Origin of the sequence: Streptomyces sp. NBC_00344, assembly GCF_036088315.1 — a bacterium.
Classification (GTDB): domain Bacteria; phylum Actinomycetota; class Actinomycetes; order Streptomycetales; family Streptomycetaceae; genus Streptomyces.
The window spans coordinates 5,907,546-5,922,435 of record NZ_CP107996.1 but is presented as its reverse complement, the minus strand read 5'-3'; the positions used below and the strand labels follow the sequence as shown (position 1 = coordinate 5,922,435).

Annotated in this window: 13 protein-coding genes; 6 read left to right on the top strand and 7 right to left on the bottom strand. The window is 68.7% G+C overall.

Annotated features, from left to right (window positions below; genetic code table 11):
* Positions 1-46 precede the first annotated feature (46 nt).
* On the bottom strand, positions 47-667 hold the full coding sequence (locus OHS16_RS26855) for a vitamin K epoxide reductase family protein (RefSeq protein WP_328539822.1): 621 nt from the start codon (positions 665-667) through the stop codon (positions 47-49).
* Between the two features lie 138 nt (positions 668-805).
* On the opposite strand from OHS16_RS26855, the gene OHS16_RS26850 reads away from it, so the two are divergent.
* The 4 genes from OHS16_RS26850 to OHS16_RS26835 are packed head-to-tail and all read left to right on the top strand — an operon-like array spanning position 806 to position 4,315.
* Entirely contained in the window at positions 806-1,660 is an 855-nt protein-coding gene (locus tag OHS16_RS26850) for an ABC transporter ATP-binding protein (protein WP_328539821.1), read from the top strand.
* Positions 1,657-2,508 (top strand): ABC transporter permease, encoded by an 852-nt coding sequence (locus tag OHS16_RS26845; RefSeq protein WP_328539820.1) that lies wholly within the window; start codon positions 1,657-1,659, stop codon positions 2,506-2,508. The genes OHS16_RS26850 and OHS16_RS26845 overlap by 4 nt, the downstream gene beginning before the upstream one ends.
* Positions 2,466-3,698, top strand: a complete 1,233-nt coding sequence (locus OHS16_RS26840; protein WP_328539819.1) for a sensor histidine kinase — start codon at positions 2,466-2,468, stop codon at positions 3,696-3,698. The genes OHS16_RS26845 and OHS16_RS26840 overlap by 43 nt, the downstream gene beginning before the upstream one ends.
* Complete coding sequence (locus OHS16_RS26835; protein ID WP_328539818.1) at positions 3,695-4,315, top strand: response regulator transcription factor; 621 nt, start codon at positions 3,695-3,697, stop codon at positions 4,313-4,315. Before OHS16_RS26840 ends, OHS16_RS26835 begins: the two co-directional genes overlap by 4 nt.
* Positions 4,316-4,367: 52 nt before the next feature.
* On the opposite strand, the gene hisS is transcribed toward OHS16_RS26835, so the two are convergent.
* Both hisS and OHS16_RS26825 read right to left on the bottom strand, forming a co-directional pair.
* Positions 4,368-5,630, bottom strand: a complete 1,263-nt coding sequence (hisS, locus tag OHS16_RS26830) for a histidine--tRNA ligase (RefSeq protein WP_328539817.1) — start codon at positions 5,628-5,630, stop codon at positions 4,368-4,370.
* A gap of 9 nt (positions 5,631-5,639) precedes the next feature.
* Positions 5,640-6,326 carry an MBL fold metallo-hydrolase gene (locus OHS16_RS26825; protein WP_328539816.1) on the bottom strand — a complete coding sequence of 229 codons (687 nt, stop codon included), beginning with the start codon at positions 6,324-6,326 and terminating at the stop codon, positions 5,640-5,642.
* 138 nt (positions 6,327-6,464) lie between these two features.
* Here OHS16_RS26825 and OHS16_RS26820 point away from each other — a divergent pair, with 138 nt between their 5' ends.
* On the top strand, positions 6,465-7,253 hold the full coding sequence (locus OHS16_RS26820; RefSeq protein ID WP_328539815.1) for a peptidylprolyl isomerase: 789 nt from the start codon (positions 6,465-6,467) through the stop codon (positions 7,251-7,253).
* Between the two features lie 152 nt (positions 7,254-7,405).
* Complete coding sequence (locus OHS16_RS26815; protein ID WP_328539814.1) at positions 7,406-8,635, top strand: DUF349 domain-containing protein; 1,230 nt, start codon at positions 7,406-7,408, stop codon at positions 8,633-8,635.
* A 74-nt stretch (positions 8,636-8,709) separates the two neighbouring features.
* On the opposite strand, the gene OHS16_RS26810 is transcribed toward OHS16_RS26815, so the two are convergent.
* The 4 genes from OHS16_RS26810 to secD all read right to left on the bottom strand — a co-directional run bounded on the left by OHS16_RS26810 (position 8,710) and on the right by secD (position 14,803).
* Complete coding sequence (locus OHS16_RS26810) at positions 8,710-11,247, bottom strand: RelA/SpoT family protein (protein ID WP_328539813.1); 2,538 nt, start codon at positions 11,245-11,247, stop codon at positions 8,710-8,712.
* 169 nt (positions 11,248-11,416) lie between these two features.
* Positions 11,417-11,956 carry an adenine phosphoribosyltransferase gene (locus tag OHS16_RS26805; RefSeq protein ID WP_328539812.1) on the bottom strand — a complete coding sequence of 180 codons (540 nt, stop codon included), beginning with the start codon at positions 11,954-11,956 and terminating at the stop codon, positions 11,417-11,419.
* Positions 11,953-13,074: a protein translocase subunit SecF gene (secF, locus tag OHS16_RS26800; protein ID WP_328539811.1), complete on the bottom strand. Its 1,122-nt coding sequence runs from the start codon at positions 13,072-13,074 to the stop codon at positions 11,953-11,955. Before secF ends, OHS16_RS26805 begins: the two co-directional genes overlap by 4 nt.
* Position 13,075: 1 nt before the next feature.
* Positions 13,076-14,803 carry a protein translocase subunit SecD gene (secD, locus tag OHS16_RS26795; RefSeq protein ID WP_328539810.1) on the bottom strand — a complete coding sequence of 576 codons (1,728 nt, stop codon included), beginning with the start codon at positions 14,801-14,803 and terminating at the stop codon, positions 13,076-13,078.
* Positions 14,804-14,890: the final 87 nt, after the last annotated feature.

Genomic DNA, 14,890 nt, shown 5'->3' with positions numbered 1-14,890 from the left:
ACACCGCCGGCTCCGCCCGCTGTCCCGGACCCGGGACGCCGGACCGTCAGCCGGTCCAGAAACTCCACCAGCGGGTCAGGATCAGCATGCCGATGATGCCGATGTGCACCACGGGGAGCACCCAGGTGAACTCGTCCAGGAAGCTCCGCAGCCAGAACGGGGCAGGCAGCTGCCGGTTACGGATGTTGTGCGAGGTGACGTACCAGAACAGCGTGATGGTGCCGACCCAGGCGAGGCAGCACCAGAGGCAGAGCGCGTTGATCGAGTACAGCGACTCGAACTGGAGCCAGGTCACGAACCCGACCCCGAAGAGACAGCCGGCGTTGAACGAGAGCCAGTACCAGCGGCCGAAACGGCCGCCCGCCAGCAGGCTCAGCCCGACACAGATCACCACCGAGTAGGTGGCGAGACCGAGCATCGGGTTGGGGAATCCGAACACCGATGCCTGGGCACTCTTCATGATGTTGCCGCAGGACAGCACCGGATTGATGCTGCAGCCCGGTGTGAAACCGGGGTCCTTGAGCAGTTTGAACTCGTCAAGGGTGATGACCCACGCCGCGAGCAGCCCGGCGGCACCGGTGATGACCAGTAGCCAGGCGAGCCCGCGGCCACCACCGGTTTTCCCATCCTGCTGTGCGGACACGTCCTCGATCACCGTCGTCGTCATAGTGCCGATCCATCGCTCCTGAGACCTGCTGGGCGGGCCCTATTGTGCCGCACCGCGGGGGCTGTCCACCGTTCGATGGACATAAGGATGTACGCCTGGCCGTACCCATCCGTTCAGTGCCCCGGAAGACTCGTCGTCATGACAGCACTCGCGGTGGAAGTACGCGGACTTCGCAAGCAGTACGGCGAAGTGACCGCAGTAGACGGCCTGGACCTGGGCATTCGGCAGGGAGAGGTCTTCGGCATTCTCGGCCCCAACGGGGCGGGCAAGAGCACCACGGTGGAAATCCTGCAGGGCCACCGGTCCCGGGACGCAGGCGAGGTGTCCGTTCTCGGCACCGATCCGGCCGCCGGGAACCGTACGTGGCGATCACGTGTCGGAATTGTCTGGCAGGACGAATCGGCGCCCGCGGAGTTGACGGTCCGCGAAACGGTGAGCCATTTCGCCCGTTATTACCCGAAACCTCGGAGTGCGGACGACGTCATCGACCTGGTCGGTCTCGGCGCGAAGGCCGACAGCCGTATCAAGAGTCTCTCGGGCGGACAACGGCGCAGGCTCGACGTGGCGCTCGGAGTGATAGGCGGGCCCGAACTGCTGCTGCTCGACGAGCCGACGACGGGGTTCGACCCGGCGGCGCGACGCCAGTTCTGGGACCTGATCCGGCAGCTCGCCGCCGAGGGCACCACCATCGTGCTCACCACCCACTACCTGGAGGAGGCCGAGGCGCTCGCCGACCGGCTCGCGGTGATCGCGGCCGGACAGGTCGTCGCAGAGGGCCGGCCGGCCGCACTGCGTGAGCGCTACGGAACCGATGCCACGGTCGAGTGGACCGAGGCGGACGGCGCCGGGCACGAGGAGCGGACAGCGACGCCGACCCGTACCGTCGCCGCACTCATGGAGCGCTTCGAAGGGGAGGTCCCCGGCCTCAGAATCAGCCGCCCCACGCTCGAGGACGTGTATCTGCGCCTCACCGGACAGGAGAACGCCCGATGACCGCCCTCACCACGACCACCGATACCTCACCGCGCACCACGTCCGGCAGGCTGCCCGGCGCCTGGAGCATCGGGCTGAGCCGGGGCGCGCTCGAACTCAAGCAGTTCGCCCGACAGCGCGACCAGGTCATCTTCACCTTCGCCTTCCCCGTCGTGTTCCTCGCTCTGTTCGCGTCGATCTTCAGCGACGACGTCGAGGGCGCCGGCATCACCGCATCGCAGCTCTACGCGGCCGGGATGCTCGCAGCGGGCATCATGTCCACCAGCTTCCAGTCGCTGGGCATCTCGATCGCCATCGAGCGGGACGAGAAGGTGCTGCGCCGGCTCCGCGGCACTCCGATGCCGCCGGCCGCGTACTTCCTCGGCAAGATCTGGATGGTGCTGGTCACCGGGCTCGCCGAGACGGCGATCCTGCTGGGCGCCGGCGCGGGCCTCTTCGGTCTCGACCTTCCGACCGACGCCCTGACCTGGCTCACCTTCGGCTGGATCTTCGTTCTCGGGCTCACCTCCTGTGCCCTCCTCGGCATCGCGATCAGCAGTCTCCCCAAGTCGGGGAAGAGCGCGAGCTCGGTGGTCGTGCTGCCCTTCCTGATCCTGCAGTTCATCTCCGGGGTCTACATCCCGGTCGGTACGGTGCCCGACTGGCTGCTCAACATCAGCGCCTTCTTCCCGCTGAAATGGATGTGCCAGGGCTTCCGCGGTGTGTTCCTGCCGGACTCCGCTGCCGTCCTCGAACAGGCCGGAGACTGGGAGTTCGGGAGGATCGCCCTGGTGCTCGGCGCCTGGTGCGCCGGAGGATTGGTCCTGTGTCTACTGACTTTCCGGTGGAAGAACCGGCGCGACGCTTGACCGGGGCGCGGGCGTCCCATGTGTGGGAGCGGACGTTCCTGCCGTGGGACGCGTACTTCGCGGTCCTGCTGGCCGTCACCGAGGTGTTCGTGCTCGGCACGTCGGCCCCTTCGCTGCCCACGCGTTCAGCGTCGGCAGTGCTCCTGGCCCTGCTGGCCCCCTGGTATCTGCGGTACGGCCGCCAGGTGATCATGGACGAGGGCGACGACGAGCGCCGGGCGCTCATCTATCTGGCAGGGGCGGTGCTGCTCTTCCTGCCCGCCTCGTGGCTGGTCGGCGAGACCCGTCTCGCCACCTTCGTGCTCGCCCCGCAGTGCTTCATGCTGCTGCGGATGCGCCGTGCCCTCGCGGTGCTTTCGGTGATCGTCATCGCGCCGGTGATCGGCTGGGCGCTGCTCTGGCATCCGGAGCGGCAGGTCGTCTTCTTCAACACCGTCTTCGCGGTGGCTTCGCTCGTCTTCTCGCTGTTCTTCGGTACCTGGATCACCCGGGTACTCGAGCAGAGCAAGGAGCGAGCCGCGCTGATCGCGGACCTGGACAGCAGCCGCGAGGAGGTCGCCAGGCTCTCCACGGCTCACGGCGCCCTCGCCGAGCGGCAGCGGATGTCCCGCGAGATCCACGACACCCTCGCGCAGGGCTTCACGAGTCTGCTGATGCTGATCCAGGTGGTGGAAGCGGAGGTGGACCACGATGTGCCGGGGGCCCGCGGCCATTTGGCACTGATGGCCGCGACCGCGCGCCAGAACCTCGCCGAGGCCAGGGCCCTGGTCGCCGGTGGCGCACCGGCGGACCTGGCGGACAGCTCGCTCCCCGACGCGGTACGCCGGCTGGCCGGCCACCACGCGGAGCGGACCGGGGCGCCGGCGGATGTCGAGGTGACCGGGACCGTACAGCAGTTGCCGCCCGGTCTCGAGGTGGTGGCCCTGCGCACCTGCCAGGAGGCTCTGACCAACGCCCTCAAGCACGCCGGTTCCGCGGTTCCCGTCTCGGTCACCCTCGCCTACGGCGAGACCGCGCTCACCGTATCGGTGAGCGACTGCGGCTGCGGATTCGACCCGCGGGCGCCGCGCCGGGGATACGGTCTCAGCGGACTCCGGGCCCGCGCGGCCGAGGTCGGCGGCACCGCGGAGATCCGCAGTGCACCGGGGGCAGGCACCACCGTCACCGTGAACTTGAGGAGCCCCAGTTGATCCGGATTCTGCTCGCCGACGACCATCCCGTCGTACGGGAGGGGCTGCGCGGGATGCTGGCTGCCGAGCCGGATCTCGAAGTCGTCGGCGAGGCGTCCAGTGGGCCGCGGGCCGAGGCGCTGTCGGCCGAACTGCGCCCGGACATCGTGCTGATGGACCTGCGGATGCCCGGCGGTGGCGGAGCCGAGTCGATCGGCAGAATGACCGCGGCCGGGCTGCCCTGCCGAGTGATCGTTCTGACGACGTACGAGACCGACGGCGACATCCTGCGAGCCGTCGAAGCAGGGGCCGCCGGGTATCTGCTCAAGGATCTCGCCCGTGGCGAGCTGGCCGACGCGGTCCGGGCGGCAGCCCGGGGCGAGACGGTGCTTGCGCCCTCGGTCGCCGCCCGGCTGGTCGACCAGTTGCGCAGCAGGCCGGAGCGGCCGCGGCTTTCGGAGCGTGAGACCGCGGTCCTGCGTCTGGTGGCTGAGGGATGCACCAATGCCGAGATCGGCCGTCGTCTCTTCATCGGCGAGTCCACGGTCAAGACCCATCTGCTGCGGGTCTTCGGCAAGTTGGAGGTCGACGACCGCACGGCGGCGGTGACGAACGCGATGCGGCTCGGGCTGCTGTAGCCGGAAGGCCCGTACGGAGCTGTCCCCGTACGGGCCCTGGCGCCTGCTGGTGTCAGCGCAGTCGTGCCGCGACCGCTTCGACAATGCCGTCGAGCTGCACCGCGCTCTGCTCCCCCGACTCCATGTCCTTCAGCTGCACGACACCCTCGGCGAGATCACGTTCACCCGCGACGACGGTGTAGCGGGCCCCGGAGCGGTTGGCCGCCTTCATCGCGCCCTTCAGGCCCCGGCCGCCGAAGGCGAAGTCGGCGGCGATCCCGGCCCTGCGCAGGCCGGTGACCACACCGAACAGCACCCGGCGCGCCTCCTCGCCCAACGGCACGGCGAACACACTGGTGGCGGAGGGAAGTTCGAGCTCCACGCCCTCCGCCTCGAGCGCCAGGACCGTACGGTCCACACCAAGCGCCCAGCCCACCGACGGCAGTTCGGGACCACCGATCATCTCGGAGAGGCCGTCGTAGCGTCCGCCGCCGCCGACCGCGGACTGCGAGCCGAGGCCGTCGTGCACGAACTCGAAGGTGGTGCGGGTGTAGTAGTCGAGGCCGCGCACCAGCTTCTCGTCGTCCTCGAACACCACACCCGCCGCGGTGATCAGTTCACGCACCGACTCGTGGTACGCCTTGCACGCGTCGCAGAGGTAGTCCCGCAGCACCGGCGCTCCGGACAGTTGCTTCTGCACTTCGGCACGCTTGTCGTCGAGCACCCGCAGCGGGTTGATCTCGGCCCGCCGCCGGGTGTCCTCGTCCAGGTCGAGCTCGCGCAGGAAACCCTGGAGCGCTTCCCGGTAGACCGGACGGCACTCCTTGTCCCCCAGCGAGTTCAGCAGGATGCGGAAGTTGCGCAACCCGAGCGAACGGTAGGCCTGGTCGGCCAGGATGATCAGCTCGGCGTCCAGCGCCGGGTCCTCCGCGCCGATGGCCTCCGCGCCGACCTGCGAGAAGTGGCGGTAGCGGCCCTTCTGCGGGCGCTCGTAGCGGTAGTACGAGCCGGAGTACCAGAGTTTGACCGGCAGATTCCCGGCCTTGTGCAGATTGGCCTCCAGCGCCGCGCGCAGCACCGAAGCGGTGCCCTCGGGACGCAGCGCGAGACGGTCGCCGCCCTTGGTCTCGAAGGCGTACATCTCCTTGGACACGATGTCGGTGGACTCACCGACACCACGGGCGAAGAGCTCGACGTTCTCGAAACCGGGCGTCTCGACGTAGCCGTAGCCCGAACTCCTCAGTGGTGCGGCGATCGCCTCACGCACCGCGAGAAAGGTCGCGGAGGAGGGCGGAAGCAGGTCGTAGGTGCCCTTGGGCGCCTGGAAAGTACTCACGGAAAGTCGTCACATTCCTCGTCGGGGAGCGGCCATGCCCCGCAGAAACGGGTTGCCGGCGCGCTCGCGGCCGATGGTCGTCTGCTCGTTGTGACCGGGCAGCACCACGGTCGAGTCGTCGAGCGGCAGGCAGACACGGGCCAGCGATTCGAGCATCTCGGAGTGGTCGCCACCGGGCATGTCGGTGCGTCCGATGGAGCCGGCGAAGAGCAGGTCGCCCGAGAAGAGAATCTGCGGAATGTCCTCCGCCTCGGGCAGTCTGAAGGTCACCGACCCCTTGGTATGGCCCGGCGCGTGCGAGACGGCGATCTCCAGTCCCGCCAGCCTCAGCTCGGCCCCGTCGGCGAGCTCCTTGACGTCGTCCGGCTCCCCCACGGTCAGTTCGCCCATCAACGGCATACCGATGGAGCGGCCGATGCCCTTCTCCGGGTCGCTCATCATGTAGCGGTCCGCGGGGTGGATCCATGCCGGTACGTCATGCGCTCCGCACACCGGAACGACCGATGCCACGTGGTCGATATGGCCATGGGTGAGAACGACCGCCACGGGCTTGAGCCGATGCTTCCTGAGCGCGTCCTCGACTCCCTGGGCAGCCTGGTGGCCCGGGTCGATGATCACGCACTCCTCGCCTGCGGCGGGGGCCACCAGATAACAGTTGGTGCCCCAGGCCCCGGCGGGGAACCCGGCAATCAGCACGATCGTCCTTAAATGTCGGTCCAGCGGGAGTTTGCAGCGGATCAGAGCCTACCGGCGCTCCTCATCACACAGCGAACCCATATACGGTACGGCCTAGCCCGGACCGGTCCAGGACACACGTACGAGGGAGAACACCCGGTGGTCAGCAGCGATCAGCGGCGGCGCCAGCTCGCCAGGGAAAAGTTCGAGCGGCAGCAGGAGCGCCGCGTCACGGCCCGGCGCAAGGCCCGCCGGCGCAATTCGGTGATTGCATCGGCCGTCGCCGTGGTGGTCGTGGCAGGCGCCATCGCCTATGGCGCGGGTGCGTTCCGGAGCGACAAGAACACGGAGGGCAAGGACGCGGGGGCTTCCCCCTCGGCTTCCCCCTCGGCGAGCAGCACCGCGCCGCCCGAGCCCGCCATGAAGATCGACAAGAAGGCGAAGTACACCTTCACCCTCAAGACGAACCGGGGCGCCGTGGCACTGGCGATGGATGCCGCGAAGACCCCGCACACCGTCAACTCCTTCAAGTACCTCGCGGACAAGGGCTTCTTCGACGGCACCAAGTGCCACCGGCTGACGACCAGCGGGATCTACGTACTTCAGTGCGGCGACCCCAAGGGCGACGGCTCGGGCGGTCCCGGGTACACGATCCCCGACGAGAACCTGACCGCCCTCGGCAAGGCGGGCGCGGACGGTTCGGTGACGTATCCGGCCGGCACGGTGGCGATGGCCAACACCGGTCAGCCGCACACCGGCGGGAGCCAGTTCTTCCTGGTCTACAAGGACAGCAAGCTGCCTCCGACGTACACCCCGTTCGGGACGATGGACGACGCCGGCCTGAAGGCCGTCAAGGACGTGGCCAAGGCCGGAGTCGCCGGTGGGAGCAAGGACGGCGCCCCCAAGAAGGCCGTCACGGTCACGAAGGCCACCGTCGCCAAGTCCTGAGCCGGGATATTCGGATGGGCCGGATGCGGACAGCCGCCCCGCAGTTCGCCTATGTTGGCGGTGTGCGGGGCGTATGCAGCCCGGCCGAAGAAACTGTGGACGATGCCCGGGGGCCGCACAGTCCCCGCAGGCATCATGTGGATGGAGGCGCTGTGAGCAGCGACCCGTGGGGCCGTGTCGACGAGACAGGCACCGTATACGTGCGTACCGCCGACGGCGAGAAGGTCGTCGGCTCTTGGCAGGCAGGTTCTCCGGAGGAGGCTTTGGCCTACTTCGAGCGCAAGTACGAGGGCCTGGTCGTCGAGATCGGCCTCCTGGAACGGCGGGTGAAGACGACCGATCTCTCGGCCAAGGACGCCCAGACCGCCATCGATCATCTGCGGGGGCAGATCGATGACCACCACGCCGTCGGCGATCTCGGCGCGCTGCGGGTGCGGCTCGACGCCCTCGTCGCGACGGTCGATGCGCGGCGCGAGGAGCGCAAGGTCCAGAAGGCCAAGCAGACCGACGAGGCGAAGCACGCCAAGGAAGCGCTGGTCGTCGAGGCCGAGGAACTGGCGAAGAGCGACCAGTGGCGTTCGGCCGGAGAACGGCTGCGGGCCCTGGTGGACACCTGGAAGGGCCTGCCGCGGCTCGACCGGAAGTCCGACGACGAGCTGTGGCACCGCTTCTCGCACGCCAGGTCGGCGTTCTCCAAGCGCCGCAAGGCGCACTTCGCCTCGCTCGACGCGCAGCGCGAGGAGGCCCGCAAGGCCAAGGAGAAGCTGGTCACGGAGGCCGAGTCGCTTTCCGGCTCGACCGACTGGGGGGCCACCGCGGCCCGCTACCGCGATCTGATGACCGAGTGGAAGGCCGCGGGCCGCGCCCAGCGCGAGGCCGAGGACGACCTGTGGAACCGCTTCCGCGGCGCCCAGGACGTGTTCTTCGCGGCGCGCGGTGACGTGTTCGCCGAGCGTGACGCCGAGCAGACGGAGAACCTCACGCGGAAGGAGGAGCTCGCCACCGAGGCCGAGAAGCTGCTCCCGGTCAGGGACCTCAAGGCGTCGAGGGCCGCCTTCCGTGCGCTCAACGAGCGCTGGGAGGCGATCGGCCACGTACCGCGTGACGCCCGTCCGAAGGTGGAGGGGCGGATGCACACCGTGGAGCGCGCGCTGCAGGAGGCCGAGGAGTCCGAGTGGCGCCGCACCAACCCGGAGGCCCGGGCCCGTGCCGCGGGGCTCACGGGACAGCTGCAGGACGCCGTGGACAAACTGCGCACCCAGATCGACGCGGCGCGTGCGTCGGGCAACAACGCCAGGGCGGACAAGCTGGCGCGTGAGCTCGAAGGCCGGCAGGCGCTGCTCGACCAGGCGCTGAAGGGCCTGGAGGAGTTCGGCGGCTGACAGCCCGCTCCGTGGCACGACGAAGGGCTCCCGTACCGGGCAGGTACGGGAGCCCTTCGTTCTGTGCGCGGGTGCTACGGGCGCCGGGCCGATGTCACCCGGTACACGTCGTAGACGCCCTCCACGCCCCGTACGGCCTTCAGGACGTGCCCGAGGTGCTTCGGGTCCCCCATCTCGAAGGTGAAGCGTGAGGTGGCGACCCGGTCGCGGGAGGTCTGCACGGCCGCCGAGAGGATGTTGACGTGCTGGTCGGAGAGAACCCGGGTGACGTCCGAGAGCAGACGTGACCTGTCGAGCGCCTCGACCTGGATGGCGACCAGGAAGACCGAGGACTGGGTGGGCGCCCATTCGACTTCGAGGATCCGTTCGGGCTGCTGCGAGAGCGAGTCCACGTTGACGCAGTCCGCACGGTGCACGGAGACGCCGCTGCCCCGGGTGACGAACCCGATGATGGGGTCGCCGGGAACCGGCGTACAGCACCGCGCGAGCTTCACCCAGACGTCGTCCACGCCCTTGACGACCACTCCGGGGTCGGCGTTGGCCCTGCGCTTGCTGCGGCCGTGCGAGGGCGGTGTGCTCTCGGCGATGTCCTCGTTCGCTGCCTCTTCGCCGCCGAGCGCCTGCACCAGTTTCTGCACGACGCCCTGCGCGGCCACATGGCCTTCGCCGATCGCCGCGTACAGCGAGGAGATGTCCGGGTAGCGCATCTCGTGGGCCAGCGTGACCAGGGAGTCGCCGGTGAGGATGCGCTGGATGGGCAGGTTCTGCTTGCGCATGGCCCGCGCGATGGAGTCCTTGCCCTGCTCGATCGCCTCGTCGCGGCGCTCCTTGGAGAACCACGCGCGGATCTTGTTGCGCGCCCGCGGCGACTTGACGAAGCCCAGCCAGTCGCGGGAGGGCCCGGCCCCCGCGGCTTTGGAGGTGAAGACCTCCACCAGGTCACCGTTGTCCAGGGTGGATTCCAGCGGGACGAGCCGGCCGTTGACCCGCGCTCCTATCGTCCGGTCACCGACCTCCGTGTGCACGGCGTAGGCGAAGTCGACCGGGGTGGCGCCCGCCGGCAGCGCGATGACGTCGCCCTTGGGCGTGAAGACGAAGACCTCGTTGCGCGAGAGGTCGAACCGAAGCGACTCGAGGAACTCGCTGGGGTCCTCGGTCTCCTTCTGCCAGTCGAGCAGCTGGCGCAGCCAGGCCATGTCGTTGACGGTGTCCTGGCCGGCGCCCTTGCCGGTGTTCCTGGGCACGTCGGTGCGCACTTTGGAGGCGCCCGCGACGGCTTCCTGCTTGTACTTCCAGTGCGCGGCGATGCCGTACTCGGCCCTGCGGTGCATGTCGAACGTACGGATCTGCAGTTCGACGGGCTTGCCGCTCGGCCCGATCACCGTGGTGTGCAGCGACTGGTACATGTTGAACTTGGGCATCGCGATGTAGTCCTTGAAGCGCCCCGGCACCGGATTCCATCGCGCGTGGACGGTGCCCAGCGCCGCGTAGCAGTCACGCACCGTGTCGACGAGGATGCGGATCCCGACCAGGTCGTAGATCTCGGCGAAGTCCCTGCCCCGCACGATCATCTTCTGGTACACGCTGTAGTAGTGCTTGGGCCTTCCGGTGACTGTCGCCTTGATGCGGGCAGCGCGCAGATCGGCCTGGACCTCGTCGGTCACTATGGCGAGGTATTCGTCGCGCTTGGGGGCGCGCTCGGCGACCAGCCGCACGATCTCGTCGTACATCTTGGGGTAGAGGATGGCGAAGGCCAGGTCCTCCAGCTCCCACTTGATGGTGTTCATGCCGAGCCGGTGGGCCAGCGGGGCGTAGATCTCCAGGGTCTCGCGGGCTTTCTTCTCCTGCTTCTCCCGCTTGAGGTAGCGCATGGTGCGCATGTTGTGCAGCCGGTCGGCGAGCTTGATGACCAGGACCCGCGGATCCTTGGCCATCGCCACGACCATCTTGCGCACGGTCTCGGCCTGCGCGGCCTCGCCGAACTTGACCCGGTCGAGCTTGGTGACACCGTCCACGAGGAGGGCCACCTGGTCGCCGAAGTCCCGGCGCAGGGTGTCCAGGCCGTATTCGGTGTCCTCGACGGTGTCGTGCAGGAGACCCGCCATCAGAGTGGCCGGGTCCATGCCCAGCTCGGCGAGGATCGTCGTGACGGCCAGGGGGTGCGTGATGTACGGGTCGCCGCTCTTGCGCTTCTGCCCGCGGTGCCAGCGCTCCGCCACCTGGTAGGCGCGCTCGATCTGCCGCAGCGTCGCACTCTCGATCTTGGGATCGTTGCCGCGTACGGCTCTCAGCAGTGGTTCGAGCACCGGGTTGTACGGGGATGAGCGCTGCACACCGAGCCGGGCGAGCCTCGCCCGCACTCGGTTGGAGGAACTTCCCGAGCGTGCGGCGGAGCCGGGGGTGGCGGGCTTGGCCGCTGAGCTCTGCGGCGCGGGGCTCGGTGCCGGCTTGGGCGTCGAGAGAGGCGCGCTGCCGTCCGGGCGCACCACAGGCGCCGCGGAAGGCTTCGGCTTCTCCGCAGGCGGCTTCGCGGGCGTCGCTGGGTCCGCCGCGGGCTTCGCGTTCTGCTCTTCGTGCTGCGCGGCGGCTGCGGACTGGGCCTCGTCTGGCAAGAGCACTCCTCGTGCGGGTCCGGGTCCCCCGGTCAGGTCCGGAAAGCCCATGGTAACGAGCCGGGGCGAACCGCTCGCGCCGGGCTGCTCAGCCACCTGCCGCCCGACGGCGACGCGAGGCGGGCACCCGGGTTTCTCCGGGTGCCCGCCTCGTGTGGTCGTCAGTGCCTCAGAGCGTGATCAGCGCTTCCAGCGGAGCGCCTTCCAGCGCGGGTTCCAGGCGGGCACGCCCGTTGAGGAAGCCCAGCTCCATCAGCACGGCGACACCCACCACCCGGGCGCCGGCCCGCCGGATCAGCTGGAGCGATGCCTCGGCGGTGCCTCCGGTGGCGAGGACGTCGTCGATGACCATGACCCGGTCGTTCGTGTCCAGATCCTCGGCGTGCACCTCGATCTCGGCGCTGCCGTACTCCAGGTCGTACGCCTGCGAAAGCGTCGCGCCGGGGAGCTTGCCCGCCTTGCGGACCGGAATGAAGCCCATCCCGGCGCGTACGGCCACCGGCGCCGCCAGGATGAAGCCGCGCGCCTCGAGTCCGACGATCTTGGTGGCGCCGTGCCGCATGCACAGCTCCGCGAGAGCGTCGGTCAGCGCCGTGAAGGCCTCCGGGTCCGCGAGCAGCGGCGTGATGTCCTTGAACACCACGCCCTGCTTCGGATAGTCCCGTACATCCCGGATGCGGCTGAGCAGCAGCTCCTGGACGGCGGTCATCGGCGCTTGCCCTGGGTACGGCCTCTGCCCCGCGGGGCAGGCGGGCGATTACCCGCGACTGAGCCCGCGACAGCGGTGCCCTCGGGGGCCGCGTCGCGCGCGTCGTCCGCCTCGGCCGATTCGTCGTACGACTCGCCCTTGGCCGCGGCGGAGGCACGCTTGGCCAGCACCCGCTTCTTGAGCGCCTTCATGGCGGGCTCGCGCTCCTTGAGGTCCGCGACCAGCGGGGTGGCGATGAAGATCGACGAGTACGCACCTGCCGCGAGACCCACGAACAGCGCGAGCGAGATGTCGTTGAGCATGCCGGCGCCGAGGAAGCCACCGCCGATGAAGAGCAGACCGGCGACCGGGAGCAGGGCGACGATGGTGGTGTTGATCGAACGCACCAGCGTGCCGTTCAGGCTGCGGTTGGCGATCTCGCTGTAGGTGAAGCGGGTCTGCTTCGTGAGGTCCTTCGACGCTTCCTTGAGACCGTCGAAGACGACGACGGTGTCGTAGAGCGAATAGCCGAGGATGGTCAGCAGACCGATCACGGTGCCCTGGGTGACCTCGAATCCGACGAGCGCGTACACCCCGACGGTGATGGTCAGGTCATGGATCAGAGCGACCAGGGCGGCGATGGCCATCCGCCACTCGAAGGCGATGGCCAGATAGATCACCACCAGGACCATGAAGATCGCCAGGCCCTGCCAGGCCTTGTTGGCGATCGACTCGCCCCAGCTGGGGCCGACCACATCGGCCGCGATCTTGTTCGGCGACACGTTCAGATCCTTGGCGATCTGGTCGTGCAGCTTGTCTGCCGTGCTGGTGCTGATGCCCGAGACCTGGATGCGCAGCGCGCCGTCGGAGCCGAGCTTCTGGACGGTCGCCGGGTGCCCGGAGACCTTCTCCGCCGATGTCTGGGCCTCCGCCACGGAGATGTTGGTGCCCTTGGACGTGGTGAAGACCGCACCGCCCTGGAATTCGATACCGAGGTTGAGCCCGCGCACCGAGAGGCCGACGATGGCGGTGATGGTGATCAGGATCGAGATCGCGTACCAGATCTTGCGCTTTCCCACGAAGTCGTAGCCGACCTCGCCGCGGTACAGCCGGGCGCCCATGCTGCCGAGTCGCGACATGTCACGCCTCCTTCGGGTCGGTGGGGGCGGAGGCCGAGGACCGGCGGGTACGCCGGAGCGGGGGTTTCGCACCCAGGCGCTTCGGGTCGAGACCGGACCAGGGATGTCCGCTCGCGAAGAACTTCTTGCGGGCCATCAGCGTCATCACCGGCTTGGTGAACAGGAACACCACGGCGACGTCGAGCAGTGTGGTGAGCCCCAGGGTGAAGGCGAATCCCTGCACCTTGCCGACGGTCACGATGTACAGCACGGCCGCGGCGAGGAAGGACACGAAGTCCGAGACCAGGATGGTGCGCCGGGCACGCGGCCAGGCACGCTCGACGGCGGGCCGCAGCGTGCGCCCCTCACGGATCTCGTCGCGGATGCGTTCGAAGTAGACGATGAACGAGTCGGCCGTGATGCCGATCGCGACGATCGCACCGCACACCGCGGGCAGGTTCAGCGCGAAACCGATGCCCTTGCCGAGCAGCGACATGATCGCGTACGTGAGGATCGCGGAGACCATCAGGCTGAGGATGGCGAGGGCTGCCAGGCCGCGGTAGTAGGCCACCAGGTAGATGATGACCAGCGCGAGGCCGATCGCACCGGCGATCAGACCTGCCTGGAGCTGCTCGCCACCGAGCGCCGCGGTCACCGTGGTGACCGTCTCCTCGTGGAAGGAGAGCGGGAGCGCACCGTAGGACAGCACGTTGGCGAGGTCCTCGGCGGACTGCTGGTTGAAGCTGCCGGAGATCTGGGCGCTGCCGCTCAGCGTCTCGCTGACGCTGGGGGCCGAGACGACCGCGCCGTCCAGGGCGATCGCGAACTGGTTCTGCGGCCTCTGCTGCTGCGAGAGCTTCTTGGTGACCGTCTGGAACTTCTTCGAGCCCTTGCCCGTGAAGTCCATCTGCACGATCCACTGGGCGCTCTGCTGGTCGATGACCGCCTTCGCGCCGTCGACGTCGGTACCGGCGACTGCGGCCGCGTCCAGGATGTACTTCTCGTCGCCCTTGTCACTGCAGGCGACAGTCGGGTCGGTGGGCTTGGCGGAAGCGGCGCCGGCCTTGGCGCGGCCCGCCTTCGTGGAGCAGTTGAGCGCCGCGAATTCCTTCTGGAGCTTCGCCGCCGTGGCGGTGTCCGCGGGCGAGGGGGTGGCGGAGGACTTGGGAGGCGCCGAAGCGGAAGGGCTCGGGTCGGCCTTGAGTGCGTCGGTCACGGCGCGGCCCTGGGTGGATGCGCTGGGCGACGCCGTGGCCTTCGAGGTCGCCTTGTCCTTGTTGCCGGCGGTCGACGACGGACTGGGAGACGGTGTGGTGGAGGGCTTGGCCGGCGTCGGTGTCCCTGGGGCGAGGGCGAGCACGGGCCGGAAGTACAGCTGGGCGGTGGTACCGACCTGCTGCCTGGCCTGCTTCTCGTTCGTCCCCTTGGGGATGTTGACGATGATGTGGTCCTTGCCCTGGGTCTGGACCTCGGCCTCGGTCACGCCCAGACCGTTGACGCGGCGGTCGATGATGCTGACCGCGGTGTCCATGTTCTTCTTGTTGATCGCGTTGGGCCTGCCGGGCTGGTTCTCGGCCTTGAGCGTGATGCTCGTACCGCCCGCGAGGTCGATGCCAAGACGCGGCGTGACCTGCTTCGACCAGAACATCCCGCCGACGAGCGCAACCATGGCGATCAGGATCAGGGCCAGGGCACGCCCGGGCTTGCCCTGGGCTCCCGCCTGCCTTCGGCCCTTGTTCGGTGCTGCCACCTTGTCGATTCTCCCTGTCCTACCGCCCTGCGCCGGGTATGCGCTGTGGGCGGCCACGAAGTGATGTGGGGGACCTGCTCCGCAGAC